General features: G+C 47.3%; 21 protein-coding genes. 13 read left to right on the top strand and 8 right to left on the bottom strand.

All coding sequences use genetic code 11. The annotated features are described in order from the left end of the window. Positions 1 to 11 precede the first annotated feature (11 nt). From ACJJI6_RS08380 to ACJJI6_RS08370, 3 genes are all read left to right on the top strand, one after another. Positions 12 to 998 (top strand): FecR domain-containing protein, encoded by a 987-nt coding sequence (locus tag ACJJI6_RS08380; protein WP_475713129.1) that lies wholly within the window; start codon positions 12 to 14, stop codon positions 996 to 998. Between the two features lie 263 nt (positions 999 to 1,261). Continuing rightward, positions 1,262 to 3,979, top strand: a complete 2,718-nt coding sequence (locus ACJJI6_RS08375; RefSeq protein WP_475713128.1) for a TonB-dependent receptor — start codon at positions 1,262 to 1,264, stop codon at positions 3,977 to 3,979. A gap of 18 nt (positions 3,980 to 3,997) precedes the next feature. Next, the gene (locus ACJJI6_RS08370) at positions 3,998 to 6,421 is read left to right on the top strand and encodes a PKD domain-containing protein (protein WP_475713127.1); all 2,424 of its coding nucleotides are present in this window, start codon (positions 3,998 to 4,000) and stop codon (positions 6,419 to 6,421) included. A gap of 108 nt (positions 6,422 to 6,529) precedes the next feature. On the opposite strand, the gene ACJJI6_RS08365 is transcribed toward ACJJI6_RS08370, so the two are convergent. From ACJJI6_RS08365 to ACJJI6_RS08350, 4 genes are all read right to left on the bottom strand, one after another. Next, a complete protein-coding gene (locus ACJJI6_RS08365) occupies positions 6,530 to 8,011 on the bottom strand; it encodes a ricin-type beta-trefoil lectin domain protein (RefSeq protein WP_475713126.1) in 1,482 nt (493 codons plus the stop codon). A 301-nt stretch (positions 8,012 to 8,312) separates the two neighbouring features. Next, positions 8,313 to 8,594, bottom strand: coding sequence for a 2TM domain-containing protein (locus ACJJI6_RS08360; protein WP_444896758.1), 282 nt, complete (start codon positions 8,592 to 8,594; stop codon positions 8,313 to 8,315). Positions 8,595 to 8,759: 165 nt separating this feature from the next. Then, a complete protein-coding gene (gene maiA, locus ACJJI6_RS08355; RefSeq protein ID WP_444912689.1) occupies positions 8,760 to 9,389 on the bottom strand; it encodes a maleylacetoacetate isomerase in 630 nt (209 codons plus the stop codon). A gap of 76 nt (positions 9,390 to 9,465) precedes the next feature. Next, a complete protein-coding gene (locus tag ACJJI6_RS08350; RefSeq protein WP_444896760.1) occupies positions 9,466 to 10,596 on the bottom strand; it encodes a homogentisate 1,2-dioxygenase in 1,131 nt (376 codons plus the stop codon). A gap of 273 nt (positions 10,597 to 10,869) precedes the next feature. On the opposite strand from ACJJI6_RS08350, the gene ACJJI6_RS08345 reads away from it, so the two are divergent. From ACJJI6_RS08345 to ACJJI6_RS08320, 6 genes are all read left to right on the top strand, one after another. Further along, entirely contained in the window at positions 10,870 to 11,370 is a 501-nt protein-coding gene (locus tag ACJJI6_RS08345) for a MarR family winged helix-turn-helix transcriptional regulator (protein ID WP_282933355.1), read from the top strand. A gap of 26 nt (positions 11,371 to 11,396) precedes the next feature. Further along, positions 11,397 to 12,587 (top strand): amino acid aminotransferase, encoded by a 1,191-nt coding sequence (locus ACJJI6_RS08340; RefSeq protein WP_413665239.1) that lies wholly within the window; start codon positions 11,397 to 11,399, stop codon positions 12,585 to 12,587. Between the two features lie 69 nt (positions 12,588 to 12,656). Next, complete coding sequence (locus ACJJI6_RS08335; RefSeq protein ID WP_475713125.1) at positions 12,657 to 14,048, top strand: class II 3-deoxy-7-phosphoheptulonate synthase; 1,392 nt, start codon at positions 12,657 to 12,659, stop codon at positions 14,046 to 14,048. Positions 14,049 to 14,267: 219 nt separating this feature from the next. Continuing rightward, entirely contained in the window at positions 14,268 to 14,876 is a 609-nt protein-coding gene (locus ACJJI6_RS08330) for a hypothetical protein (RefSeq protein WP_475713124.1), read from the top strand. Between the two features lie 756 nt (positions 14,877 to 15,632). After that, complete coding sequence (locus ACJJI6_RS08325; protein ID WP_475713123.1) at positions 15,633 to 16,340, top strand: hypothetical protein; 708 nt, start codon at positions 15,633 to 15,635, stop codon at positions 16,338 to 16,340. A 95-nt stretch (positions 16,341 to 16,435) separates the two neighbouring features. Then, entirely contained in the window at positions 16,436 to 17,251 is an 816-nt protein-coding gene (locus tag ACJJI6_RS08320; RefSeq protein WP_475713122.1) for a DUF817 domain-containing protein, read from the top strand. Between the two features lie 27 nt (positions 17,252 to 17,278). Here ACJJI6_RS08320 and ACJJI6_RS08315 read toward each other — a convergent pair whose 3' ends face one another. After that, positions 17,279 to 18,349, bottom strand: coding sequence for an alkene reductase (locus ACJJI6_RS08315; RefSeq protein WP_475713121.1), 1,071 nt, complete (start codon positions 18,347 to 18,349; stop codon positions 17,279 to 17,281). A 96-nt stretch (positions 18,350 to 18,445) separates the two neighbouring features. Between ACJJI6_RS08315 and ACJJI6_RS08310 the strand changes: the two genes are divergently transcribed. From ACJJI6_RS08310 to ACJJI6_RS08300, 3 genes are all read left to right on the top strand, one after another. Next, entirely contained in the window at positions 18,446 to 19,417 is a 972-nt protein-coding gene (locus ACJJI6_RS08310) for a LysR family transcriptional regulator (RefSeq protein WP_475713120.1), read from the top strand. 153 nt (positions 19,418 to 19,570) lie between these two features. Next, a complete protein-coding gene (locus tag ACJJI6_RS08305; protein WP_475713119.1) occupies positions 19,571 to 19,951 on the top strand; it encodes a VOC family protein in 381 nt (126 codons plus the stop codon). A 6-nt stretch (positions 19,952 to 19,957) separates the two neighbouring features. After that, positions 19,958 to 20,338 carry a RidA family protein gene (locus ACJJI6_RS08300; protein ID WP_475713118.1) on the top strand — a complete coding sequence of 127 codons (381 nt, stop codon included), beginning with the start codon at positions 19,958 to 19,960 and terminating at the stop codon, positions 20,336 to 20,338. Positions 20,339 to 20,455: 117 nt separating this feature from the next. Here ACJJI6_RS08300 and ACJJI6_RS08295 read toward each other — a convergent pair whose 3' ends face one another. Then, positions 20,456 to 21,418 carry a right-handed parallel beta-helix repeat-containing protein gene (locus ACJJI6_RS08295; protein WP_475713117.1) on the bottom strand — a complete coding sequence of 321 codons (963 nt, stop codon included), beginning with the start codon at positions 21,416 to 21,418 and terminating at the stop codon, positions 20,456 to 20,458. A 1,178-nt stretch (positions 21,419 to 22,596) separates the two neighbouring features. On the opposite strand from ACJJI6_RS08295, the gene ACJJI6_RS08290 reads away from it, so the two are divergent. Then, the gene (locus ACJJI6_RS08290) at positions 22,597 to 24,813 is read left to right on the top strand and encodes a M3 family metallopeptidase (RefSeq protein WP_475713116.1); all 2,217 of its coding nucleotides are present in this window, start codon (positions 22,597 to 22,599) and stop codon (positions 24,811 to 24,813) included. 324 nt (positions 24,814 to 25,137) lie between these two features. On the opposite strand, the gene ACJJI6_RS08285 is transcribed toward ACJJI6_RS08290, so the two are convergent. Beyond that, positions 25,138 to 25,770, bottom strand: coding sequence for a GyrI-like domain-containing protein (locus ACJJI6_RS08285; protein WP_475713115.1), 633 nt, complete (start codon positions 25,768 to 25,770; stop codon positions 25,138 to 25,140). Between the two features lie 238 nt (positions 25,771 to 26,008). Then, the gene (locus ACJJI6_RS08280) at positions 26,009 to 26,470 is read right to left on the bottom strand and encodes a GNAT family N-acetyltransferase (protein WP_445356121.1); all 462 of its coding nucleotides are present in this window, start codon (positions 26,468 to 26,470) and stop codon (positions 26,009 to 26,011) included. Between the last annotated feature and the right edge of the window lie 116 nt (positions 26,471 to 26,586).

The following is a 26,586-nucleotide window of genomic DNA, read 5'->3' as shown; positions in this document are numbered from 1 at the left end:
CTTGCTTGCCGATGTCAAACGCCCCAGAAAAAAATAGAGAAAAAATTCCTGAAGCAGTACTGTTGCAAGCCGTTAGCTGGCGCGTTCGCCTGGGTTCCGGCGAGGCGCTTGACTCAGAGCGCGATGCTTGCAGTCAATGGCGTTCGGCGGACCCTCTGCATGAACTGGCGTGGCAGCGTTTTGAGCGGATGGAGTCGCCTCTAGATACGGTGGCTCGCCGAGCGCCGCGTTTGGCCCATTCCACCCTAAATCAAACCGATGCAGAAATTCGCCGTTTAAATCGCAGGGCTGCTCTTAAAAGCATGGGTGGTGGTGTCCTTGGGGCTTTTGCCGTTGGCCTGGTGGGATATGACACCGGTTTGCTGAAGTATATGTCCGCTGACTATTCCTCTGGTTCTAAGCCGGCCCAATATACTCTGGATGATAAGAGCCAAGTCTGGCTAAACACCGGTAGTGCCATTGAGTGGGAGTCGGGCACAGCAATCCGTTCCCTTGTGCTGACTAAAGGTGAAATGCACTTGACCAGTGCCGCTGACCCGAGGCCAATGCAGGTATCGGTGCCTCAGGGGCAGCTGATTTCCCGTGACTCGCGCTTTTTTGTGCGCAAGGGCGATGACCACACGATTTTGCAGGTTGTGGAAGGTGGGGTGCAGGTTCAACCGAGTGCGGATATAGAGCCCTTTGCAGTTAAGGCGGGTGAGGCTTATCGTCTTACTGGAGCCGCTTCACTCGCTCTGGACAGCAAGATGTTTGATTACAGCGGATGGATTGACGGGGTGCTTTCAGCTCGGAGCATGCCATTAGGGGCACTGCTTGAAGAGTTGTCTCGCTATCGTGTTGGTTTTTTACGCTGTGATCCGGCATTAAGAGATCACCAGGTTTCCGGGGTTTTCCAGCTTCACGATATCGACACCATCCTAAAAATATTGGCGCGTTCGGCGGGAGCTGAACTGAGCTATACCACGCGCTGGTGGGCAACGATTCAATTGCCGAGCTGATAGTAAGTCGCATCGCTCCCTGCCTTCCCCTGTTCGTCCGGGCTGACGGTTTTTTCGGAACGGGTAACCTTTAATTCCTGCTCTTATTGCCAGATGACCACAAAAAAGTTATCCGAAGGTGTCATTTTTTATTTTTGATGACGCTTTTGATTGCTAGTTTTCCCTCCGAAGCAAAAAAAACAAAATAATTCTCATTTAGATTACGGGTTTTTGATTTTCGTTCGGCTTCCTAGTTATACACCTGAGAATAGGAAGCCGCTTAAATGCAGTCCCGCGCCCCAAAACACATTTTGCCCACCTTGTTGGCACTGTTGTTGGCCGTAGTTCCCGTATCGAGTTTTGCGCAAGCTCAGCAGGACAATACAGCGTTGATCGAATTCAGTTTGCCTGCGGGCAATCTGGGAGATGTGCTCAACCTCTACTCGCGTCAGGCTGGGGTAACGCTCTCTTTCGACGAAAACCTGGTGGAAACTATTTCTGTTCCAGCACTATTTGGCAGCTATCGTGCAGAAGAAGCTCTGTTGAGCTTGTTGCGCGGTACCAATCTGCAAGCGGTTCCCGTTGGTAGTGGTGCTTGGCTGATCCAATCCGCTGGCGAGCAGGATCTGATGGTGCTGGACAGCATTCAGGTTGAGACTCGTGATGGCGGTGAAAAAGAACAGGTATTTCGCGAGTCCGGTTCAGTAAATATTCTCACCCAGGAAAATATTGAGCGCTTTCGCGGTACCAGTGTTGGCGATATTTTTCAGGGCACCCCCGGTGTACTTATCAGTGAAAACCGCAATTCCGGTGGTCTCGATGTCAATATTCGCGGTATGCAAGGGCAGGGCAGGGTTCCTGTCTTAATCGATGGCAGTCGGCAGGAAACAACGATTTATCGCGGTTATGCCGGGGTTTCCAGTCGCAGTTATATTGACCCAGATCTGATTGGGTCCTTGCGTATTGATAAGGGGCCGGTAATGGGCGCCGAGGGCACCGGTGCTACCGGTGGCGTTGTCAGCGTAAATACCCTGCGAGCGGAAGATGTCGTAAAACCCGGCGAATTGTCGGGTTTCCGTGTTCGTGTCAGTGGTATCGGAAACAATAGTGAGGCTCCAGAGCCGGGCACCTATGCTGGTTACTACGTGTCGCGCCCTGTTTATCGCTCCGATTGCCGCTTTGCCAGTTATTGCACTGATGAGTACCTGATGCCGGATAGCTTTGCGCCGGACCATGGGATGGATAGGCCCAGCCTGTTGGATTTTGAGGGTTACGCGGCGAGCTTTGCTGGAGCCCAGCGTTTTGAGTGGGGTGATCTGGTAGTGGCTCACGCTCAGCGTGAGCAAGGAAATTACTATGCGGGCACCGATGGCCCCGCGCCGGAAGTGGTTATCGGAGAACCCCAGGAGCTGGCCTGGTATACCGAAACCCCAGTTGAGCTAGTGAGTGAGCTGGATGAAGGTATCCCTTACCGCGCCGGAGAGCGAATTCCGAACACTAATTTTTCCAGCGATTCCTGGTTGTTAAAAAGTAACTTCTACCTGCCGAAAGATCAAAGTCTTGAGCTGGGCTATATCCGCTATAAGAGCACATATGGAGAGATGATGCCCTCTCAGGTTCTTTCAACTTTTGGCCAGGCACGCCAGTGGCTCGACAGTGAGGTGCTCAACCAAACCTACACTGCACGCTACCGTTGGCAGCCGGTGGAATATGACTGGGCCGATTTACGCATTAATTTCTGGCATACCGATGCGGTCACTGACCTGAACACGCCGTCGATATACTCTATCGACCTGGAAGACAATACTGCGCGAACCGACGATTATCAGCGCTTTGGTCTTGATATCACCAATAGTATGCGCTTCTACCCCATGGGTGAATTGCGCTGGGATTATGGTGTCTCTGCACAGTGGGAAGATTTGGATAGCGATACCCTGACTACTGAAGGGTTTTATGCCGGTTCCCGTAGCGGTAGTCGTGATGAGTACAGCGTTTTTACCAGCATTGAGTGGCAACCGTGGCCGGAGTGGACTCTAGAATCGGGGGTTCGTTATACCCATTTCTCTTCGAAAGACAATAACCCCCTTCCGTTGAGTATCGATTCTGATTCTTGTGTAGACGATGGTGAAGGGGGCTGTGAGGATGTCTATTACAATAATAGCCACTCTGGTACCGCACCAATGGTGGTTTTGACCTGGGAGCCGATCAAGGGTTTGCAATTCTATGCTCGCCATGCACAAGCCTTGCGTATGCCGAGTCTGTTTGAAGGTACTAGCGGTTTTTCAGTGAGTCCCGCACTGGATATTTCCCTAAAGCCTGAACATGCCAAAAATAATGAAGTTGGAATTAATTATCTCAATGGCCAGCTATTTGAGGCTAATCATCAGATTCAAGCGAAACTTGCCTATTTCGAAAACCAAGTTGACAACTATATAACTCGCACCAGGCGCAATTCATGGGAGGAAGAGCAGGGTGGAGGTATCTTCGACTTATTCCGTATGCGTAACATCGAGAGCCTTGACCTTAAAGGTGTTGAGTTGAATCTTGGGTACGATGCCCACTGGTGGCTAGTTGAGCTGAGTGGGACCAAATACAGCCACATTGAAGCCTGCAATATTGGTAGCGGCGTGCGTTATTACTGCGCGGATTGGGGTGTTCCAGACAGTTATTTCAATAATATGGTCCCGCCAAACTGGCATGCCAGTGCACATTTTGGTTTGCGGTTATTCCAGAAGAAATTGGAGTTGGGTCTGCGCGGTACTTTTGTGGGTGAGAGAAATGCTGTTTCCCAATACGGCGTAGACGCTGGATTTACTGTGCCGGTGGAATGGCCCAGCTACCAGCTGTTGGATGTTTATACCAGCTACCAATTTAACGATAGTTTTTCGGCAGATTTCACCGTCGACAACGTAACTGATAAATATTACGTCGATGCCTTAAGTCTCGGCTTGGTGCCTTCTCCGGGACGTACGGCAAGGCTCAGTCTCACTTATCAATATTAAACATTTGGAGTTCCACAGATGAAAAGAGCAATGGCCCTGTTGGGCACACTGTGTCTGTCTCTCGTACTCGTTGCCTGTGGTGGTGGCGGTTCCAATAACAAAGTGGAAAAGCCCACTGCCAGTTTCAGCTTGCTGTCTCCTGCTGATACCACTTTCTCGCTGGCAGATGGTGATGTTACGGTTCAATTGAATGGCACAGATAGCAGTAGTCCGCGAGATGCAAGCCTGACTTATCGTTGGGAGCTGATTGAATGGCCTGAGCTTAGCTTGGCAGAGCTGACCAGCACTGAAGATGCCTACACTGAATTTACTGCTGATCTCCCGGGCGACTATGTGGTGAGCCTGATTGTAGATGACGGTACTGAAACCAGTGAAGCAGCTCGTATGACCCTGACTGCAACCAGCCCGAATCCAGTGGCAATCACTGAACCGGTGCACAGTATTATTCTCGGAACAGATACTCTGGGCCTTGATGGCAGCTTGAGTACTCCGCCAACGGGTGAGACTGGAAATCTGGAATATTTATGGACCCTGGTTGAAAAGCCTCTCGACAGTGCTGCGTACCTGACTAACAGTGACTCTAGTCAGGCTACACTGCACCTGGATATCGAAGGTGACTACAAGCTTGAATTAGTTGTTACTTACAACGGAGTTGACAGTGAGCCTGCGGAAGTGCTGGTAACCGTTTCCGCCGGTGATGCACCTCCTGTTGCAGTAACAGAAGACCAGACGATTACTCTCGGCGAAGAAGTTGTTCTGGATGCAAGCGAAAGTTATGACCCGGAAGGTAACTCTCTGCAATACCGCTGGAAGTGGGCTTATAGTCCAGTGGAAACTGATGGTGTTCCGGTTCCCGATTTGGAAGGCGAGACAACCTCTACCGTTAAATTCACTCCTATTGCAGCAGATACTTACAATTTAATTTTGTTTGTTTTTGATGGCGCCAGAAAGAGTGAAGAGCGCGAAGTAACCATTATAGTTGAGGCTGACCCTGAAGCTGAGGCGAATGAAGCTCCAATTGGTGAGATCGAGGCTACTGGTTACTACCCGTCCTACAGTATTGGTGAGCAAGAGCTGGGGCTTCGCGCTGAATTTAATTTTGTTGGCTATGACCCCGAGGGTGATGCTCTACAAATTATTGAAGCGGAGCTGATTGAAAAGCCTGAAGGTAGTGTTGCCGAGTTGGTAGATATTGGTTCTTGGAAACCGCTGGGTAAGAAAATCCAAGAGCTGGATGTGGTTGGTACCTATCGCGTAAGCATGACCGTATCTGATGGAACCAATCAGATAGACCTGGAAGCAACCATGGAAGCCAAGATTGGCAAGGTAAATGGTTATCCTTCTACCCGTAGTGTCGAAGCTCAGTCCAAATCTGTACTCGTTGGTGATGCATTGGTATTCGATGCCTCCAGCAGCGACCCTAATAATGATGAAATGACCTTCCACTGGGAACTGGTTGACAGGCCAGATGGCAGTAATGCCGTAATTGAGGCAATCACCGAACCTGAGAGTGGTGAGCTTCGCCGTGCTCAGGTAATTACTGATGTGCCGGGTTCCTACACTGCACGTTTGATCGTGAGTGATGATCGTGGTCTATATGCCAAGACCTACTCTGAAGATGATGGTCTCGCCAAAGTCTCCAACACTGCACCAGAAATCCGCTCTGTAGTTTGGGCGCGCAACTGGGGTAGATTGTCCACTGATGAAGATTATTTCCAAATCCTGCCCTGTATGTCCCTGTTGCATCGCCCTGTGGTAGTTGATGCAGATGGCGATGAAGTATTCACTTATGAAGAGTTGATCAGCACGCCGGAAGGTGGTGAATTTACCAGCTATCCAGATAGTGAAGATTGTGAAAATACCAGTGGTACCGTGTTTTCCAAAGCGGGCACCTACGTATTTCGCTACTACGCTACAGATTTGATTGACGATGCGCCGGAATACGATTTTGTTGTAGAAGTTGAGCCCATGAGCGAAGCTAAGGGTGTGCGTCTGCGCAACATCAATTCCTGGGATGAGAGCCTCTGGCTGCCCATGCCGTACGAAAATATTCCAAGCTACGGTACCCCGTCAGATTTACGGTGGGATACATCCCCTACCGAAGATGAATACCTACAATGGTCTCTGACAGCAGTTGATGCCGATTACACTATTGAGAATGTTCAGGTGAAGCATATCAATGGCGGTTTGACTAGCCTTACACCATGGTTCGAGGGTGTTGCAGAGGGACAGGTTATTAGCGAGGGAGAGTCTCTGGACTTCAAGACATGGGTACCCTCTGTTCCCTGTATGCGCACAGATGAAAAAATAGAAGGCTTCCACTTCTCATTTAATATTAAAGAAATCCCGGAGTTGACCTTCACCTATGAAACCTGGGTAGCTATAGATGATGGAATCTTTAGCGAGGGCTGGAGGCAGTGTGAAGCAGGGGAGCTGGATTAATCTTCCAGAGCTTATTTCTGCAATAACACATATTACTGCAGTGGTTCTATAGCATTGTGACCTCTATGAGAAAGGGCGCCTTTACAGGCGCCCTTTTTTAATTTGAGTTTAAAAGCTGCTCTGCTCCCAATCTTCGACAGCTTCTAAAACAAACTGCTGGCTCTTATCATTCTTATCACACTTGTAAACCTGAAGGCGCTCACCCTCTTCGGTTGAACTACCCGGTGCGTCTATACAATAGGTCCAGTTCTTATCGCGATTCTGGATGATTCCACTTTCCTGGATTTGCCATTTTTCCGAATTGCCGCCGTCACAATCCCACAGGTGCATTTTATCGCCGTTATCAGCAGAGCCAGTGTTGAAGTCAACACAGTATTTATTATTACCCTTGGGACGGAGTTGGCCTTCAGCAGTGTAAACAAACTGCTGTTCATTGCCGGAGCCACAGTTGTTCATATTTAGGTTTGAGCCATTGCTATAGCCCTGGGAGACGGTCATGCACAAGTCAGCATTTGAGGCAGAACGGATTCTCAAATAGCCGGGAAGACTTCTCCTTACTCCGACAAAAGGAATTGCCGTGCCAGTATAATTGGGGGTGGTTGCGACTGTATCAGGATCCATCCCGATTGCAGTGGCACCATGTGCGATTGCTGTAAATATGTAGCCGTAGTCGGTATTGCTAAAATCGCCAGAACTATCCCATAGGTGCATCAGCTGTTTGGTTTCAGCGGCTGCGTTGGCTGTTATCTGGTAATGATCGCCAGCCTGGACATTGCCGCAAAATATTCTTTGCGAACTACTGCTGTCTATTGAATCAATGGAGCCGGTAAATTCTTCTGGATCTCCGGTATCTATATCAGGACATAAAAATGCGCTCATCTCGTAGGAGTCTAATGCGGATTCCATTCGATTATTGACGTTGCCTGACTGTCCTCCGGTAAAAATAACGATTACTTTTTTGCCGTTATTTAATAAGTTGCCAACGCTAGGCCATCCCGTACTTGTAAGCGTGGTACGGTAATTTTCTGAGGAAGAAATTTGTTGTAAATATGCAAGCATATCCTGGTAGCTGTACTGGAGGTCGCCCAGCTCTTGTTGGATATACTGGTCAAGCAAATAAATTTCATCTGCATACCAGGCGTTAAACCAATCTAAATTGGTTTTCATATCGATATACAGCATTATTGGCGCTTCAATAGTGTTAACGGAAAGCCAGGATTTGATATCGTCCAGACAGTGTTCCAGATGATCATCGTCTCCATTGCTATTGCACATGTGATTACCGATGTCGTTTTGTCCATGGGCAACATAGGGCCCATGGCTGCTACCTTGCCAGGCACCGTGATCTACGACATCGATTTCCAGTGATCGAAAGCCTTTGTCGAGCCAGTCAGTCAGTGTTTCACCGTTTTCTAGCCGCTCATAGCTGTTATGGGGCTGTAAGTAATAAAGCTCATCAATACGATGCTCACTGGTGGCCGCTTCTGCTTGGTAATCGGGCCAGTGAAAAGTCTCAGCTTTACTGATGCTGGGTATAGATATCCAAAGTGATAGACATAGAGCGCCTGTAGAGACTTTGAGGAAGGACATTGGGGTTCCTGTTATCATTTTAATAATATATTTATTATTTGTTATATAAGAAGTGTGTTAATACTTTGTTACCAGAGCTCGATAATTTAAGCCTGTTAATTAACTGTTTTTTTGTCAAACGGCTTGGAGTATATAGATTTTTGTTTAGATTACAGGTAATTGTTCGTGTTCGTAAGTAGGGAAGTGTTTGGAGTTTTTGCGTTGACAGTGAGGGGCTAGGAGAAGAGTACTTTGGGAAAGTACTCTAACATCTAAAGCATATGCTTGTATTTGGCGATGCCCCATCGCACACGATTTATTGCTATTTACGCCCCATTCTCTTATCTATCTGCTTTCTCTCCCAATCTTCACCAAAGAAATTAAATAAATTGAAGGTGCTAATTGCATGGGAGGCGAGCCCTATACCCCAGCCAAATGCCGCCCAGAGTGACCATAAGTATCCGGGGGCGAGTATTAAGTTGGCAATTACTAGTCCCGAGATAACTAATAAATAGGTGATTAGGTGTTGGTAAAAGCTCTTCAGCTTCTTGACATGCTTAATGACTTCTTTTTCTTTGAGGGAGATCTGGTCTTGGGAGTTCATACTGATGACCTCGGCTGATTAGCTACAGCAGTGGGGAATATTATTATTCGAGTTGTTTTCAAGTTTGGATAGAGATATTAACCACAGGCAATGAAATGTGGCAAGTAGTGAAATTTTCGAGTGTATGTAGGATGCCCGATGAGACCAGGCATCCATAAAAGGGTACTACACAATACAGTCTGGTTGTTCTGAAGGGTGGGCTTTAATAAAGGCCGGCAGTTCATTGCAAGCGTCTGTGATTTTCTGGATTTTGGGGTACTGGGTCATATCCAGGCCAAAGCGTTCTGCACTGTATACTTGCGGGAGTAAGCAACACTCGAACAACCCTGGATTGTCTCCAGCGGCGAAAGGCGCGGGTCTTAATTGCTTCTCCAGTGCGGAGAAGCCCAGGTGTATCCAGTGCTGAATCCATTGAATTTTTTGCTCATCACTGACTTTGAGTTCAGCCTGGAGGTACTGCAGAACCCTGAGGTTCTGTATAGGTTGAATATCGCTGGCAATACTTTGCGCGAGCGCGCGGATATGTGCGCGGGCTTCAGGAGCTTTTGGAAGTAGCGCTGGTTCTGGATGGGTTTCATCCAGCCATTCCAAAATGGCGAGGGATTGGGTGAGACTGGTTTCGCCATCATTCAGGGTTGGCAGTAGCCCGTGTGGATTCAGCGTGCGGTAGTCGTCTCCGTGCTGATCTCCCTTGAGCAGGTTTACCGGGTGATATTCGTATTCCAGGCCTTTCAAGTTGAGCCCGATACGCACTCGGTAGCTGGCGGATGAGCGAAAGTATCCGTAAAGGTCCATTCTCTTTCCTTTTCTTTGTTTTGGCGTTTGGCTGTTTGAATGTCAGCCTTCTTGGTGTTGTCTGGATGCGCTGTATTCACTTTGGCTTCCAGGAGTTTACATAATCTGTTAGCTCCACGGCATGGGCATCCGGGAGAATATCCCAGGGGGTGCGGCTGTCGATCATTACAGCAACTTCATCGGTTTCCTTGCGCGCATGCCGGGCCCCGGTAGCAAATGCCTTGGGGTGGGGGCCGTGGGTAAATCCCATGGGGTGGAGGGTAAGCATCCCCGGATGAATATTGTCGCGGCTAAAGAAGTCACCACGGTGATAGAAGATGAGTTCATCAAAGTCATCATTGTTGTGAAAGAAGGGGACTTTGAGTGCGCCCGGGTCACTCTCAATCGGGCGAGGTACAAAAGTCGCTACAACAAAACCTTGTGCGACAAAGGTGGTATGAGCCGAAGGGGGTAGGTGGTAGCGGTGGCTCATCAGTGGGCGTATATCGCGCCAGTTGATGCAAACGGCCAGGTTGTCCCCAGTCCAACCACAGGCGTCCAGTGGGTTGAAGGGGTAGGTAATGGTCGACAGCTGTTGCCGGGCCTTAACCACAACCCGCCACTCATCATCGCCCTGTTGATCGAGAAAGGCTTTATCTATACGAGGCACATCCAGCATCGCTTGGTCAAAAATCGCATTGGGGCCAAGGATCCCTTTTTCGGGGAGCTGAAAATGGCTGCCTATCGCCTCCACCATCAATAGTTCCAGTGGCTCATCCTCTGTCGGCGTCAGGCGCCATAAGGTGCCGCGGGGCAGCAGGATATAGTCCCCATCGCGAATAGAGAGATGGCCGAAATCACAGAACAAGTCGCCGCTCCCATTGTGTATAAACAGGAGTTGGTCGCCGTCAGCGTTGCGCACCAGATGATCCATAGGCTCCCGGCAGGTCCAGAGGGCGACCTGGCTATCCTGGTTTCGCAGGATCGGCTTTTGATCCCAGGGGCTTGTTCCATTGTGCTTCATTTGCGTGGCATCAAAAGCGTGGGGACGCAGTGGACCTTCGAACTGGCTCCAGCCGGTGGGGGGATGACGATGGTAGAAGTGGGTGCAGGGCCCAAAAAAACCCTCTTTGCCCATTTCCCTTTCAAAGCTGTTGGGTGGGAAATCTGCATGGGCTTGGCGGCTTGTATTTCCTTCCGTTCGCGGAAAGCTGATCCACTGTTTCATGGCGTGGCCTCGCTTCTGTGCGGATGGTTCGAAGGTGTGGCGAAAAATTGAGCATCTCAGCGCCACTTACACGCAAATTTCTTGCGCCATAGACCCAATTAGTTCGCAAATATGGCGCAAAAAAACCTATACTGTCCGGCCATTTTTTCGTATGGCCCGGTAACTTTTCCAGAAAGTATTTGTGCCGATAGTGGTTACATTTGAAACCAATGTTAGTTAAATTGAGTATCAGGTACAACCGGGACACCCGAGCAGGCAGGTTTGAGGGCAGCTATGACAATCGAACAAAACACGCGACCCACCGTTGTTGAGAACGACGAGCTGCGCCTCGAAAAGTTCTTACCCTACCGCCTCTCGGTACTTTCCAACCGAGTGAGTAATGCTATTGCGCAAGCTTATGGTGCGCGCTTCCACCTCACCATTCCCGCTTGGCGGGTGATGGCAATTCTGGGTCGTTTTCCCGATTTATCTGCCGCCGAGCTGGTTGAGCAGACGGCGATGGACAAGGTCGCAATCAGTCGAGCCGTCTCTTCCCTGTTAAAGAATGACTACATTACACGCAGTGAAGATCCCGGTGACCGGCGCCGGCAAGTGCTGAACCTGTCGGAGCTGGGGCGTGATATTTATGCTCGCATAGTGCCGCTGGCCCATCAGTACGAGAATGACTTGATGGCATCCCTCTCCACTGAGGAGCGGGAACAACTGGATAGCATTATTGATAAGTTAATGGTGCGCGCGAAGGAATGGTCTGAGCGCGGCCTCGTTGATGAATAAATGAGATAACTAAGAGGAGTTTTCAGATGTTTGAGCATTTAAACAGCCTTCCGCCAGATCCGATTTTGGGCCTTTTGGCCAGCTACCGCGCGGATGAAAACCCCAGCAAAATTGATCTCGGTGTGGGCGTCTACAAAGATGAGGCAGGCCATACTGCTGTCTTGCAAGCCGTCAAGGAAGCCGAAACCCGCTTATTACAGGGTGAGGAAACCAAGGCCTATATCGGCCCGGCCGGAACTCCGGGTTTCAACACCGCCATGCAGGAGCTGGTGCTGGGTGCCGGGCACCCCGCGTTGGTGGGCGGTCGCGTTCGCTCAGCTCAAACTCCCGGTGGGTGTGGTGCTTTAAGAGTTTTGGCGGAATTGATTAATCGCGCCAAAGCTGGGGCAACTGTGTGGGTGAGTGACCCCACTTGGGCTAACCATGTGCCGCTTCTGGGTAATGCGGGTTTGCAAATCAAGAGCTACCCCTACTACGACCGCGCTACCAGCAGTTTGCAGTTCGACAAAATGGTCGAGACTCTGAAGGATGTGGGTGAGGGCGATGTTGTTCTTTTCCATGCCTGCTGTCATAACCCCTGTGGTGCGGATCTGTCCCGTGAGCAGTGGAAAGTGTTGGCGGAAATGGCGCAAAAGCAGGGCTTCACGCCGTTTATCGATATGGCCTATCAGGGCTTTGGCGAGAGCCTGGAAGATGATGCCTACGGCCTGCGCTTAATGGCTGAATCCGTTCCAGAAATGCTGGTCGCGGCTTCCTGCTCGAAAAATTTTGGCCTCTATCGCGAACGTGTCGGCCTGGCTATGGTGATTTATGCGAATGGTGAAGCCGCCGATAAAGGCCATAGCCAGTTGCTGAGCGCTATTCGTGGCAACTATTCCATGCCACCTTCCCACGGTGCTGCCATTGTAGAATCTATTCTTACTGATGCGGGACTGAAAGCGAACTGGGAAGCTGAGCTGACCGAAATGCGCGAGCGTATTAACGGTTTGCGTGCTGGATTGGTAGAAGGGCTCGCCGCAGCGGGTGCTGCCGGTGAGTTTGGCTTTATCCGCCAGCAGAAAGGGATGTTCTCATTCCTGGGTATCAATCCCGAACAGGTACAACAGCTGCAAAAGGACTATTCCATTTATATGGTGGACTCGAGTCGCATCAGTATTGCCGGCCTGAGTTCCAATAATATGGAATACTTCTGTAAGGCTGTTGCCAGCGTGCTGTAAATTCGGCACATTTGGGGGTGAGCAATATGCTCACCCTTAAGATTTATCCTTTAGAAGTAAGAGTGAAAGATGGAAGTTGAGCTAGGAGTCCCAGTGCCCGAATCCCCCACCCAAATTTGGACCCCCCAGAGCTGGCGAAACTTCACCGCACATCAACAGCCCGAATACACCTCTGCAGAAGATGTTACCGAGGTAGCTAAACAGCTCTCTGGTCATCCGCCCCTGGTCTTTGCGGCAGAGGCTCGCGAACTTCGCCGTCAGCTGGCTCAGGTTGCCGAGGGGAAAGCCTTCCTTTTACAGGGCGGTGATTGTGCTGAATCTTTTGCCGATTTTAATGCAAACCGCATTCGCGATACTTTCAAGGTATTGTTGCAGATGGCTGTCGTGCTCACCTTTGCCGGTAACCTGCCGGTGGTGAAAGTTGCGAGAATGGCCGGCCAATATGCCAAACCCCGTTCAGCAAATACCGAGACGGTGAACGGAGTAGAACTGCCCAGCTACCGTGGCGATATTATCAACGGCATTGATTTTACTGCCGAAGCGCGCATACCTGATCCACAGCGAATGGTAACCGCCTATAACCAGTCCGCTGCGACACTGAACCTGCTGCGGGCCTTTGCCCAAGGTGGTTTGGCAGATTTGCACCAGGTACACAAATGGAATCTCAGTTTCCTGAAAAATAATCCGCAGCGGGAGAAGTACGCCCAGTTGGCAGAGCGTCTTCAGGAAGCTTTAGAATTTATGGCGGTATGTGGTGTTACCTCTGAAAACACCCCCGCAATTCGTGAGACGGTACTCTATACCTCTCATGAAGCACTTCTACTCGAATATGAGCAAGCGCTGACTCGCACTGATAGCCTCACTGGTAAGTGGTATGACTGCTCTGCACATATGTTGTGGATTGGTGAGCGCACACGACAGCTGGATGGTGCTCATGTGGAGTTTCTTTCTGGCGTTTGCAATCCGATTGGGGTGAAAGTTGGCCCCAATATGCAGCCGGATGAGTTGTTGCGATTGATCGATAAACTTAACCCTGAGAATGATGCGGGTCGCCTCACCTTGATCACCCGGATGGGTGCCGATACCCTGGGTGAAAAGCTACCGGCTTTAGTGCGCGCTGTGCAGGCGGAAGGGCGCTCAGTGGTATGGAGTACGGACCCGATGCATGGCAATACCGTTAAAGCGGGTAACGGCTATAAAACGCGAGATTTTGATAAGATCCTGCGGGAAATTCGTGAGTTCTTTTCAGTGCATTGGGCTGAGGGAAGCCATCCCGGCGGTATCCACCTGGAGATGACCGGTGAGCATGTTACCGAATGTACCGGTGGTGCCTGGAAAATTTCTGAGTCAGATTTAGCTAGCTGTTACCGCACCCAATGCGATCCGCGTTTGAATGCCGATCAGGTATTGGAGTTGGCATTTTGTGTTTCTGAATGGTTGCGAGCAGGTCGAATTTCTTGATTTTCAGTTCGCCATAGTTCAGAGATCTTGAATCTAAAACCCCTTATCTTGACCCTTTGGTTTAGGTAAGGGGTTTTTTATTTTCCCAGCGCAAAATTACCGCTAATTTACCTTCCCTGGTTGCCTTCTTCATTGTAAAGAGATGCCCGGTTTGCATTTCAAAGGTTAATGCTGATAATTCCATGGGTTAACTGATAATGACAATCTTTGGGGATGGATATGAAGAAGATCAATTCATTTATGCTGTTAAAAGTGGATAGTATTGTAAGGCAGCTATTCTTGCCATTTTCTGCGCTGATGATAGGTTGCGCCTTAATTATTCTTCTTGGTGGCTATTTTGAAATACCTTATTGGGGGGTGCTATTAAGTGTAGCTGGTTTTTGTTTCGCAACTAAACCTCTAGAAAAAACAATTCGTCCTTTATCTTTCCAATTAAATCGATTGCCACAACGGGGTGCTATTGAAGCCACAGTCAGATATAAGGCCGCGAATATTAAGGGGGCTTTAGTCTCTGCAAGCATAGAGGGTGATAATTTGCTTGTGGTAACTGAGGGGCATAAGAAATCAGGCGAAATCAAGCTGCCAATTGATGAGATTGGAGGTAAGTTATCTTCTTTTCTTGTTGAGGCTGTGAGTGATTTGGAGGGAATAACTTCTCGAAACTACAGTGCTCAGATTAAAGAGGCGGGCATGGATGTCCATAAGAAAGTTAATCTTGAAAATATAAGCCTTCTCCGGATAGGCAATATGCGTCACTTTTTGACAGTCAAGCTAATCTTGATTCTTGTGGGTATTTCCTTGAATGTGTGGATGTTGAGTTTTGTTTGATACTGCGGTATTTGGGTGAGTTAGATGGGGTACAGGCTTTACCTAAAAAATTCAATTATGGATTTTCTGATTTATGGAAAGGTGGTGTAATAGTGCGTATTCTGGAATTTTTGCTAGGTTTAAGTCTTGTATGCCTTGGAGTTTACAGGGCAATCAATATAGAGATCGATATTTACGCGATAATGCTAGTCGTGCTTGGTGTAGGTTTAATGGCACGATGGTCCGGTTCCTCCAGTAGGGGGGAGGATGATGGTTGGTATGATAGTGATTCAGATAGTAGTTCGAACGGCAGCTCCTACAGTAGCGATGATTAGGTTATCTCGTCTGGCAAACTATTGTTAAAGATTACTATATTGGCCCGTTGTGCGTGCGGTAACTTGCATTTGTCAGGATGATCTATTGCGCTGTTGATACTCGCCGATTCTATGTGCAGGAGCCTTGGTTTGTAGGAGGAGAGGCAGCTCCCTTTCTGATTAATCCCCTGGTATTTCATTCCCCTCTCTATAACTGGCATGACTATATTTTCAATATAGTTATGTCATGTTCACATGCAGAAAGAGCACAACTCAAGATTGTCGAAGAGTGTGGTGTTCAAATTATAATCGAGATTGCTAGAGAAAGCTTAGAAATAGGGTGTAATCGATTTTGGTCTTTAAATCTGTATCATGTACCATTTTGCACTGGCTTGGAGCTTAAGTGAGTTGTCTGCAGTGCTAGCTAACCAGTTTGAAACTGGTTTTATAGGGATAGAGCAAAATGACAGATATGGTAGAGGGATATTACTCAGTCAGTCGCAGGAAGTTTTTGGCTGCAAAAATATTGGGGGTATTGTCAGCATTAGTAGCAGTGCTATGGGCGCTTACCCAGTATCTATTTCCTGAGCCCATGATTTACCTATACGGCATATGGCGCCCTGAATATTTTGTAGCCTTTATAGCTATTGTGATTGTGTGCACTTCGCTATCTCTGTGTATTTGGAGCTATTTAAAAAATCGCTACCTATTTGGTGTGGTTGTAGTTTTGGCTTATTCGATCTCTTGTTTTTCATTTTTTATTCTGGGGAAGGAGTATCACAGTCCAGATTTTGCTGCAGGTCTTCCAAAAACGACTTCTGAAGGTGGTGTTGTTTACCTGCAAGGGGCCGAGATCCATCACAATCATTGTGTAAGGCAGGGCGGTACAGTGCAGTGCCGTATGACAGTGACTAATCGGAGAAGTCATCAAAAAGTAAGGCTTTCCTCCTGGCGCCTGATTATGAAAGATGGCGCTGTCTTCAAGGAGCATGAGGCATTTAGGGGTGGGCAGGAGGTGAGGGGGATGGTACATCTGGAGCTTCCCCGCGGTTCTGAGGCTGAGCTGGAAATCGTATTTTTTGAAGTCCCTGAGAACTATACTGAAATCTTGAATCTCGGTTTTAAGGCTGGGAGTAAAGAGTTTGGATTTAAAAACATAAATGTCAGATAGTTTTTTCTAAAGATAGAAAGGTAATGGAATCGGTAGGCTGTGAAGCCACAGAAATTTTCCTCTAGGTGTTGTTTGCAGTGTTATCAAGTGTGGATTTGAAACGATATATTCGTGAGCTCTGGTTGTTTGGCTTGAGGCAGGCTTATGCCTGTATTTTTGGTGGCTTCTTGCTGGGAATTATGATTGTCACCAACTATTGGTATCCACTGGAATCGATTCACCGGTATGACTTTATCTTTTTGGCTGCTATAGCCTTTCAGATCTTTCTTCTAGCTACAAAACTGGAAACATTCAGGGAGTCAATTGTTATTGTCGTATTTCATGTCGTTGCGACCGTCATGGAGATATTTAAGACATCTGATGCTATTGGCTCATGGAGTTACCCGGAAGAGTACTTCTTTGGGATTGGTAATGTGCCACTGTTTACAGGGTTCATGTATAGCGCAGTGGGCAGTTACATTGCTCGAGTGTGGCGAATTTTTGAATTTGAATATTCTCACTATCCATCGAAATTGCTGACAGTTATTCTGGTTGTGTTTATCTATGCCAACTTCTTTACACATCACTATATCTGGGACTTCCGCTGGGCATTACTAGCGGGAACAGTGTTAATGTTTTATCGAACCAATATTTACTTTAAGGTCGTTGAAAAGCATCGCTCTATGCCGCTTCTTTTGGGGTGGTTGCTGGTAGCACTGTTTATTTGGTTTGCTGAAAACATTGCTACTTTTGCAAATATATGGATTTACCCTAATCAATCCCATGAATGGCAAATGGTATCTCTGGCGAAGCTCAGCTCATGGTACTTGTTAATGTTGCTCAGTTTTGTGTTGGTCTCATTGATAAGTAATATAAAGATCCGACCTGTGGCGGTAGCCAATGTGAATGAGGAGGGTGGGTCGCCCGCTTAAGGCGACCTATCTGCATATTCGAAGAGATCAGGACATGGTGGGATAATTGGTATAACCGTTTGCACCGCCTGTGTAGAAAGTGCCCGGGTCTGCTTCATTCAAGCTGGCCCCCGCCTTAAACCGTTCAAGTAGATCCGGGTTGGCCAGGAATGGAACACCAAAGGCCACTGCATCCACCTGTTGCAGACCAATAGCCTCATTGGCCTCATCTCGCCCATAACCCATATTACCAATTAAGTTGCCCTTGTATTGCTCCCTGGCTGGGGTTAATACATCTCCAAGTTGCTCACCCAGGAAATCCGCTCGCATCAGATGCCAGTATGCCAGGTTGTACTCATTAAGCTTATCGGCGAGCCAGCGGGTATGTCCGATAGGGTCGCTGTCTCGCATGCTATTAAATCCGTTCAGGGGGGATGTTCTCAATCCGACCTTGCCTGAGCCCCAAACCCCGATGACGGCCTCCAGAACTTCGAAGAGTAGGCGTGCACGATTCTCCAACGCCCCACCGTATTCATCTGTTCTTAAGTTTGAGCCATCCCGCAAAAAATTATCCAGTAGATAGCCGTTCGCACCGTGAACTTCTACCCCGTCGAAACCAGCATCTCTAGCATTGATAGCTCCCTGCTTAAAAGCTGCAACAATTCCTGGGACTTCTTCTATCTCAAGAGATCGTGGGGTGGTGTATGGCTTTTTTCCATCCGGTGTATGGACGGTATCATCAATGGCGACTGGGCTTGCGGCTACAGGCGTTGCACCATTATTGAGGTCTGGGTGACTGGCTCGTCCGCCATGCCAAAGTTGCAGAAATATTTTGCCGCCTCTCTCGTGCACGGCATCAGTGACTCGTCTCCAGCCTTCAATCTGCTCCTGGGAGTATATGCCTGGTTCAGAGATAAAGGCCGAGGTTCCCTCGGCTACCATGGTTGCCTCGGCAATAATCAGGCCGGCGCCTGCTCTCTGTGCATAGTACTCAGCCATTAAAGGGGTAGGTACATGGTTTTCAGCTCTTGAGCGGGTCAGGGGGGCCATCACGGCACGGTTAGTCAGTTTTACATCACCTAATTGAATGCTTGAAAACAAGTCTTGTGTCGCAGTCATCTTGCTCACCTTAAATGTTGTCGCTAAATGCAGTTGTCTATCGATGGCGCACAGACTATTCTCTTGGGTAATTTGAAACAATAAGGCGTTTGGAAATTGATTGTTCGCGATTTGGAAACTATAGACTTCCGAACTTTATCTATCTTTGTGACTACTTGTAGACTGATGAGTCTGACTCACTGCGCCGAAGAGCTGGGATTACCCAAATCTACGGTGAGCAAGGCCATATCGAAGTTGGAAGAGCAGTTACAGGCCAAGCTGTTGGAGCGATCTACCAGGAAAATTGAGATTACTGATGCAGGTAAAGTTACTCTGCGTCGCGCTTCTCTATTGGTAGAGGAGTTCAAGTCTTTACGTGAAGATGTGCGGGAAATAGAGCAGCAGGTTCAGGGCCTTTTGCGTATTTCAGCACCTCCAGCCATGGGAAGTTATTTGGCCCAGTATATCCTTCCCCCATTTTTGCAGCAGTGGCCTAAAGCCCAGGTATCTCTGGAGCTCTCCAACGCTTTTGATGACCTTTTTATTCAGGGGATAGACCTGGCAATTCGTGTTGGGCAAATTGCAGATGACCGCTTGGTAGCAAAAGAGGTTGGGTATACGACCCAGGTATTGGTTGCAAGCCCACACTATTTAAGGGAGCACGGGATACCTGAATCACCAAAAGACCTTCGTCAGCACAATTGTATTACTGCTGGCGTGGCCCAGGAGTCTGCCATTTGGAGTTTGGTATCCGAAAGTTCAACAGAATCAGTCGAGGTGCGCAGTAATTTTCATTGCGATAACCCGGAAATGGCTAAAAGAGCTGCCGCGGGAGGAGTGGGTATCGCTCAAATTCCTGTTAATAGCATGATCTGTGAGTTGGAGAGGCAGGAGTTGATTCGTATCTTTCCAGACTGGCATGCGATCTACATGCCTATCTACTTGGTCTATCGGACTGGAGTCAACAAGCCAAAGCGAGTCTCGGCTTTATTAGACTATTTATTGAGCATCAAGGAGCGTTTTGAGTTCGGCCCAGACCACCAGTTATGCCAATATGAGGAATGCCCACTTGGAGCTGGGAAAAAATAAGGGTTGAATTGCGCTGCTATAAAAGTTGCATCATCTCCGGTGCAGAAAGTCTTCTAGCTTCCTGGGTTGATTAAATGTAAATACTATTTAGATGTTTGCTTTCGTTTGGTCTTCGAGACAGCGGCTCAGATTTTTACTGAGGAAAAATAAAGCATGATCTCTCACATCACTTTTGGTACTAACGATCTATATCGGGCAAGCCAGTTTTACTCGCAGGTTTTCGAGATTTTATCTGCTGAGGAGGTCTATCGTTCTGACTCAGTAATATTTTGGCAGTTTAAGGGCTCTCTGACAAAGCTGGCAATTACTGTGCCGTACGATAGGCAGGCCGCAAGCTTTGGTAATGGCACTATGCTGGCCCTGGATGTTGGAAGTATGAAAAACGTTGATAAAATTTACTCCCTAGCCCTTAAGCTTGGGGGAGTGTCAGAAGGTAATCCGGGTTATAGAAATTCAGGCTCTTTTTACGGTGCATATTTTAGGGATTTGGACGGGAATAAAATTGCCATATTTACACGTAAGGTTTCAGGGTAGATTGAAATGAGAAAGTTGGTGAGTTCTGGCTCATATCTCGAAGAGCCCATTGGTTTTTCCAGGGCCTGCAGAATAGGAAATCAAATTGCCGTTTCTGGCACGGCGCCTATATTGGATGGAAAATCGGCCTATATTGGTGATGTTCGTGGTCAGACAAAGCTTTGTCTGGATATTGCCGTTACTGCGCTGAAGGAGGCTGGTGGAAACCTGACTGACGTGATAAGAACGCGTATAATGTTGGTTGATATTAGATGCTGGGAAGAAGCTGCGAGAGCACATGGAGAGTTTTTTTCGGATATTCGGCCTGCCTGCACATTTGTGGAGGTCAAAGGATTTATTGATCCCGACTGGCTGGTGGAGGTCGAGATGGATGCGGTTGTCTTATAGATTTCTTGATCTGACTGGCAGCACTACTTATTCGGTAATTTCAGTTTCGATGATGCCCCGATAGGGTTATTACTCTTAAATAGTTAAAGCAATAACCCTTTCGGATTTGTCAGTAATTCAATCAAGACAGTTTGGATAGGCACTTGAGAAGGTATTTCCTGACCAGAGGTTATTGCTGATACTGCAATCTTCAGCCTCGAATAAGTCGAAAAGATCGAATATTCCATTTCCTGTTACAGTGTTAAAAACAATGCTATTGCCTGTAACATCCACGCCTGCGATGTAAATACCATAAGCACCATTGCTGCTACTAGTATTTTGGGTGATGCTGTTATTGGAAGCTAAGCTTTGCAATATAATTCCAGAGGATCCATTTCCTATTACAGTATTATTTGAAACGGTGCATGAACTTCCTCCAATAACAATACCTGAATTATCGTTGCTTAGGATTGTGTTTGATATAAAAATAGAAAAGTTTCCATCTAGCTCGATTCCATCACTATCTGAGCCGGTAATTGTATTATCTATTATTGTATTGGCAATGCCATCTACTTCCATTCCCTCGTCGCCCGAAAGCTCAATAACATTTTGAGAGATAAAATTGTAATTACCGTTAATGTCAATGCCATCATCTGAATCACTTCCATCGCCTAATGTGAAGTTCCCAATAACAGTATTGCTGTTGCTGCTTACTACAATGGCATCGTCGAGCGGAAGTAAAATATTAATGCCGTATACAGTATGAAGCCCACCTTCTGATAGCACAATTGCGTCGTTGCAGCCATTAATTGTGCCAGTGGATAGTTCACCAGATGAGCCTGTAAGGACTATACCGTTTGACTGATCCAGTCCGGAGCAGGTAAGTGAGAACCCTGCCATGTAAAGGCTTCCACTAGGTCCCTGAATCGTTAAAGCGGCAGCATTCGGATCGCTGATTGAGCAGGTGAGATCCTCCGTTAGTGTGGTTGGCTCTGTAATAGTGTCGCCGCACTCTACAGCGTTGGCACCTAAGGATAGGAACCCCGCTAATGATAAGAGGATTGCCGGTAGAATTTTGGGGTGATGATATGAGTACAACATAGCTAACTCCTTTTAATAGCTAGAAAAAGTATAGGTATTTAGTTGTTGGAGTATTTGAGAGACGCAATATTTAATGCCGATATCTTTTTATTTTTAGAAAGGTTATTTTTCTTTGTTCCTACCAATAATATTGTAATGAGATAGCTTACGGTATGCGGTTAGTAGGTTTGGTTGATTTTTGAGACCTTCAGATGGGGTTATATAGCTAATAATAACTAGGGGGTGTGTCGGTAATTATTTTGCATTAAGAGTTATTGCTTTCGTATTGAAAGCAATAGTGGAGCAAAAGGCAGGGTGCACACATGCTATGAATATACTGCTTCAAGCTCGTAGTCGGTATCCACTCTCCATGCAGGTTTGTGTTTGGTGTTTTCTTTTTTAGATTTTGTTTGGTAGCTGGTTTATCTGGAACTAGCGGTTAGCGACATCTGGCTAAGTATGCTCAAGTTTCCCGAGGATAACTGACCAACATTGTAGTAATAACTAGTGATAAGAGTGAGATAACTTAACTTTGGGGAGTATGGATTTGTTATGTAGAAACTTCCCTCTTTTATAAACTGTCAGGTGTTTCTTTAAATCAAATTATAGAATTCTTTAGTTGATTCTTTTCATGAAGTTTTATTGGTGCATATAGTGCAGTTAATTCTAAGTGGGAGAGGGTTTTCCTGAGTTATTCAGGCTGACTGCAAGGGGTAAGTGTTCACGCGTACTCGTTCTTTAGCACCAGCACCAGGCTTTGAACCTGCGAGTCATCATAAACGATTCACACTTATAGATTTTTGCGTTTAGATTCCTTTGGTTCTTGGTGAGAGGATATACGTCTGATATGAGTGGGTTTGGATACAGAAATGGATTTGACTTTCATTGAGTCGCTTTTTCTTATATCTAGCGGTAAATAGGCTGTTGGCCTTGTGAGTAGGTAAGGGAGATATGACCTTGCGGTAAAGCCTGGTCACCCCTCTCTTTTGCAGCGTCTCAATTAAATCACTTTGGTCTAATGGATGCGCCATTAGCAAGGTTGGACTGATTGGTCAGCTAAAAATGAAATCGTCGTGCATTTCTTTCACTCTGTCGCAGCTATGGCTGAGAATGGCGGTAGTATTGGCGGGCATAGGCCAACTGGGGTTAAACTCCCGCTCTTAAAACTATTACAAAGCTCTATCCTAGAGGAGATACCGATGCGTCAAACAATGATCGCACTATCCGTGGCCGCAGCTCTTGCGGTAGTGGGCGGTTGTGGTGAAAAGACACAACAGGCTGAGGTGGTCAAAGATACCGTGAATGCCGAGAAGTCCATGGCTGTTAGTCCTGAGCACGCCAGCAACATGCTATTGGCGGAGTGGACAGGTCCTTTTGGTGGTGTTCCTGCGTTTGACAAGATGAATCTTGAAGATCTCAAGCCCGCAATTGAGAAGGGTATTGAGATGAATCTGGCAGAGCTGGACGCCATAGCCGCCGATCCTGCCAAGCCTACTTTCGCCAATACTTTTGTTCCGATGGAGCGCAGTGGGGCAGAGTTGGGCCGTGCATCTTCTTATTATGGAATCTGGGCCGGTAATATGTCCTCCCCGGAATTCCGTGAGGTCCAGCGCGAACTGGCACCTCTATGGGCTGACTACGAGTCCAAGATTTATCAGAACAAGGGCCTCTTTAAGCGCATCAAGTCTATCTATGATCAGCGTGAATCAATGGATTTGGACGCTGAGCAGAAGCGCGTAGTCGAGTTGGTATATACCCAGTTCGCAACCAATGGCGCCACCCTTGAAGGGGAAAAGAAAGAGCGCTATGCAGAAATCAATAAGCGCTTGGCGGAACTCTATACAAAGTTCTCCAATAATGTACTGGCTGATGAGGAAGGTTACGACATCTTCCTGACTAAAGATCAGCTGGGCGGCCTGCCGGATTCCTTTGTCGCTGCTGCGGCGGCCCTGGCGGAAGAGAAGGGCGAAAAAGGTAAGTACGCGATTACCAATACCCGCTCCTCCATGGATCCCTTCCTGACTTACTCTGACAATCGCGAGTTGCGTAAGCAGATTTGGACCAATTACTACAGCCGTGGTGACAATGGTGATGAGCATGATAACAACGCTATCATCGCTGAAATCCTGAAGCTGCGCGACGAACGTGTTGGCCTGCAAGGGTTCGACAACTACGCTCAGTGGCGCCTGCGTGATCGTATGGCCAAATCGCCTGAGCGCGCCATGGAGTTGATGGAAGCGGTATGGCCGGCGGCAGTTGGTCGCGTGAAGGAAGAAGTGGCTGATATGCAGGCTGTGGCTGATGCCGAGAAAGCCAATATCACTATTGAGCCCTGGGACTACCGCTACTACGCAGAAAAAGTTCGCAAGGCCAAGTACGACCTGAACTCCGATGAAGTTAAACAGTACTTGCAGCTGGATAACCTGCGTGAAGCCATGTTCTATGTGGCTGGAGAGCTGTTCAATTTTGAGTTCACTCCAGTGAAGAAAGGCTCAGTACCGGTATTCCATGAAGATGTTAAGGTCTGGGAAGTTACCGATAAGACGAGTGGCGATCATATCGGCCTCTGGTACCTGGACCCATTTGCTCGTGCAGGTAAGCGTTCTGGAGCCTGGGCAACCATGTACCGCGATCACTCCACTTTCGATGGTAAGAAGAACGTTCTCTCTTCCAACAACTCTAACTTTATCAAGGGCGCTCCCGGTGAGCCTGTACTGGTAAGTTGGGATGATGCAGAGACTTTCTTCCACGAGTTTGGCCATGCGCTGCACTTCCTCGCGTCCAACGTTACTTATCCGACCTTAAATGGCGGTGTGCGTGACTACACCGAGTTCCAGTCTCAGCTGCTGGAGCGCTGGTTGTCTACCGATGCGGTTATCGACAATTATCTGGTGCACTACAAAACTGGTGAGCCGATTCCTGCGGATCTGGTGAAGAAGATCAAGAAGGCGGCTAAGTTCAATTCAGGTTTTGCCACTACTGAGTACCTGGCATCTGCACTGGTGGATATGAAATTCCACACTGCTGATCCTGAAGGTATCGATCCAGACAAGTTTGAACGTGAAACTTTGAAGAAGCTGGGTATGCCGGATGAACTGGTGATGCGCCACCGTTCTCCTCATTTTGGTCATATCTTCTCCGGTGAAGGCTATGCGGCCAGCTACTACGGATACATGTGGGCCGATGTGCTGACCTCCGATGCCTCTGAGGCTTTCGCCGAGTCCAAAGGCGGCTTCTACGATAAGGAAGTAGCTGCGAGACTGGTGAAATACTTGTTCGCTCCTCGCAATGCGTTGGACCCGGCAGACGCATACCGCTCTTTCCGTGGTCGCGATGCCAATATCGAAGCATTAATGCGCGATCGTGGCTTCCCGATCCCTGAAAAGAAAGCGAGCACGGTAGCTGTTAAGGACTAATTTGCAATAGTCCCCGTGACAAAAAAGCCGCATCCTTCGATGCGGCTTTTTTTATTGATTTAACTTGGTCTGTGAGTATTTCAGCTGGTTTCTGATCTCACCCTCTGTGAAGTTCTTTTACTTGTTTAGCCGCAGGCGCTAATTAACTTAGCTGGAAACATAAACACCTTGAATATAATCCCGGTGTATAACTTAATAAATGGCTTTCAGAATTGGAGGGTTTCTTGATAAGAGTTAGTGTATAGCTGGTACTAAAATAGGGTTTGGGATACTGGGGGGATCTGATGATAAAAGTTGGCTGTGGGGGTGAAAATAAGCCATTATTTAGCTAACCCGAAACCTTAATACGGTTTTCAATTTTTCCGGTGCAACTTTTCTTGTGTCTGAAAGATAAATTTCCTTGTGTACCTTGGATAGGCGATTTAAGCCCTGATCTTTAGCAAAGGCTTCCATTTTCTCAAAGCTGATAGGCTCATCCTCAAATCTCCCTATGTGGAGCATTTGTACACACTTCCCCTCTAAAATAGTCTCAAAGTTAACTTGATTCAGTAGTGGATTTGGTTTTTTGTTCTTAACGTAGTTAAGTATTTCCTTGAAAAAGGGTAGCTCGACAAAATCAGGCTGACGTATCATCAGCTTATAGATTAAATCTTCTTTTTTGATCTCCCCAGAATAACTCTCTTTGGCTTTTTCATTGATGTCCCAGACTCCTTCTAATGGATAGACTGTAAAATCAAAGTACCCCCTCGGCTTCTCATCCGTTTTTTTGGGAAGCATCTTAATAGTATAAGCCAGGGAATATAGAGCGCCGATACAGTTTGTGAATGTCTCCTCGGCAGGGCTGCCCTCTCCATGAATAGTAATGTAATTGAGTTTAGGGATGTCGATAACTTCAGGTAGAGTTTTAGGGAGATAGAGAGATTTTTCTTTTTTTCGCCATTCATGTTTTACTGGCATAGTATTCCCTTGGTTCTTTCTAGGTCGCTTTAAGTTTACTGTTTATAAATACAGTATTCAAGGTGGGTGGTTTAATGTTGATGTTTGGCAGGTCAAGTTAGATTAGGCGAAAGGAAATTTTCACTTATAACTGAATGGCTTTATGACGACTTTGATCCCGGCGCGTTGGGTGATGATTGAGCGATGATTAATAGGTACAAGCCTGCCATTTTGGGTAGGCACTATGCCGCAGCCAGTTTTATTGTCGTCTAATTGTAAGATCTAGTGAGAGTCGTAACATATCTTTGTGTTGGACCCCGTCTTCAACAATGGGTTGATCATAGTTGTGTAAAAAATAATCTTTAATAACAGAGTCAACCCTGAAACCATGGCGTTGATAAAAGGTTAACTGGTAACCAAATGTGCCAGTGCCCAGCTCTATTCGGTGAATCCCTTTGGTGGTGAGCTCTGAAAGAGAGAACTTTAACAGTTTTGATCCAATCCCTTGCTGCCGCATCTCAGGAGAAACTGAGATATTGAAAATCTCAGCGATTGCGGTATCAATTTCTTTTACTACGCATATACCTTCCACAGCGCCGGCATCAATTGCGGCGAAACACCAGGATTCAGGTAAATAGCTGTCTATTTTCTTCTTAGAGGGATCTGCTTCGAGTAGAAGATACAAAGGTGCATCGCTTACGGGTATTTGGATGTATTTCATAGCGCGGTCTATTTGGTTTCTATTTGAGGCGTTAACCTATATGCGCTTTATCAATAAATTATTCTCGTATCCACAAAAAGTAGTATAGCAATACCGTAATACAAGGCTCTTGGTGA

Source organism: Microbulbifer maximicatervae (SeqCode) (assembly GCF_056232625.1).
Note: the sequence above shows the minus strand (reverse complement) of the source record. Positions and strands in the feature narration are given on the sequence as shown.

What these genes read in the sequence shown, in the direction of transcription:
- ACJJI6_RS08380 (WP_475713129.1), top strand. Translation starts at nt 12, where the DNA reads ATGTCAAACGCCCCAGAAAAAAATAGAGAAAAAATTCCTGAAGCAGTA.
- ACJJI6_RS08375 (WP_475713128.1), top strand. Translation starts at nt 1,262, where the DNA reads ATGCAGTCCCGCGCCCCAAAACACATTTTGCCCACCTTGTTGGCACTG.
- ACJJI6_RS08370 (WP_475713127.1), top strand. Translation starts at nt 3,998, where the DNA reads ATGAAAAGAGCAATGGCCCTGTTGGGCACACTGTGTCTGTCTCTCGTA.
- ACJJI6_RS08365 (WP_475713126.1), bottom strand. Translation starts at nt 8,011, where the DNA reads ATGTCCTTCCTCAAAGTCTCTACAGGCGCTCTATGTCTATCACTTTGG.
- ACJJI6_RS08360 (WP_444896758.1), bottom strand. Translation starts at nt 8,594, where the DNA reads ATGAACTCCCAAGACCAGATCTCCCTCAAAGAAAAAGAAGTCATTAAG.
- maiA (WP_444912689.1), bottom strand. Translation starts at nt 9,389, where the DNA reads ATGGACCTTTACGGATACTTTCGCTCATCCGCCAGCTACCGAGTGCGT.
- ACJJI6_RS08350 (WP_444896760.1), bottom strand. Translation starts at nt 10,596, where the DNA reads ATGAAACAGTGGATCAGCTTTCCGCGAACGGAAGGAAATACAAGCCGC.
- ACJJI6_RS08345 (WP_282933355.1), top strand. Translation starts at nt 10,870, where the DNA reads ATGACAATCGAACAAAACACGCGACCCACCGTTGTTGAGAACGACGAG.
- ACJJI6_RS08340 (WP_413665239.1), top strand. Translation starts at nt 11,397, where the DNA reads ATGTTTGAGCATTTAAACAGCCTTCCGCCAGATCCGATTTTGGGCCTT.
- ACJJI6_RS08335 (WP_475713125.1), top strand. Translation starts at nt 12,657, where the DNA reads ATGGAAGTTGAGCTAGGAGTCCCAGTGCCCGAATCCCCCACCCAAATT.
- ACJJI6_RS08330 (WP_475713124.1), top strand. Translation starts at nt 14,268, where the DNA reads ATGAAGAAGATCAATTCATTTATGCTGTTAAAAGTGGATAGTATTGTA.
- ACJJI6_RS08325 (WP_475713123.1), top strand. Translation starts at nt 15,633, where the DNA reads ATGACAGATATGGTAGAGGGATATTACTCAGTCAGTCGCAGGAAGTTT.
- ACJJI6_RS08315 (WP_475713121.1), bottom strand. Translation starts at nt 18,349, where the DNA reads ATGACTGCGACACAAGACTTGTTTTCAAGCATTCAATTAGGTGATGTA.
- ACJJI6_RS08305 (WP_475713119.1), top strand. Translation starts at nt 19,571, where the DNA reads ATGATCTCTCACATCACTTTTGGTACTAACGATCTATATCGGGCAAGC.
- ACJJI6_RS08300 (WP_475713118.1), top strand. Translation starts at nt 19,958, where the DNA reads ATGAGAAAGTTGGTGAGTTCTGGCTCATATCTCGAAGAGCCCATTGGT.
- ACJJI6_RS08295 (WP_475713117.1), bottom strand. Translation starts at nt 21,418, where the DNA reads ATGTTGTACTCATATCATCACCCCAAAATTCTACCGGCAATCCTCTTA.
- ACJJI6_RS08290 (WP_475713116.1), top strand. Translation starts at nt 22,597, where the DNA reads ATGCGTCAAACAATGATCGCACTATCCGTGGCCGCAGCTCTTGCGGTA.
- ACJJI6_RS08285 (WP_475713115.1), bottom strand. Translation starts at nt 25,770, where the DNA reads ATGCCAGTAAAACATGAATGGCGAAAAAAAGAAAAATCTCTCTATCTC.
- ACJJI6_RS08280 (WP_445356121.1), bottom strand. Translation starts at nt 26,470, where the DNA reads ATGAAATACATCCAAATACCCGTAAGCGATGCACCTTTGTATCTTCTA.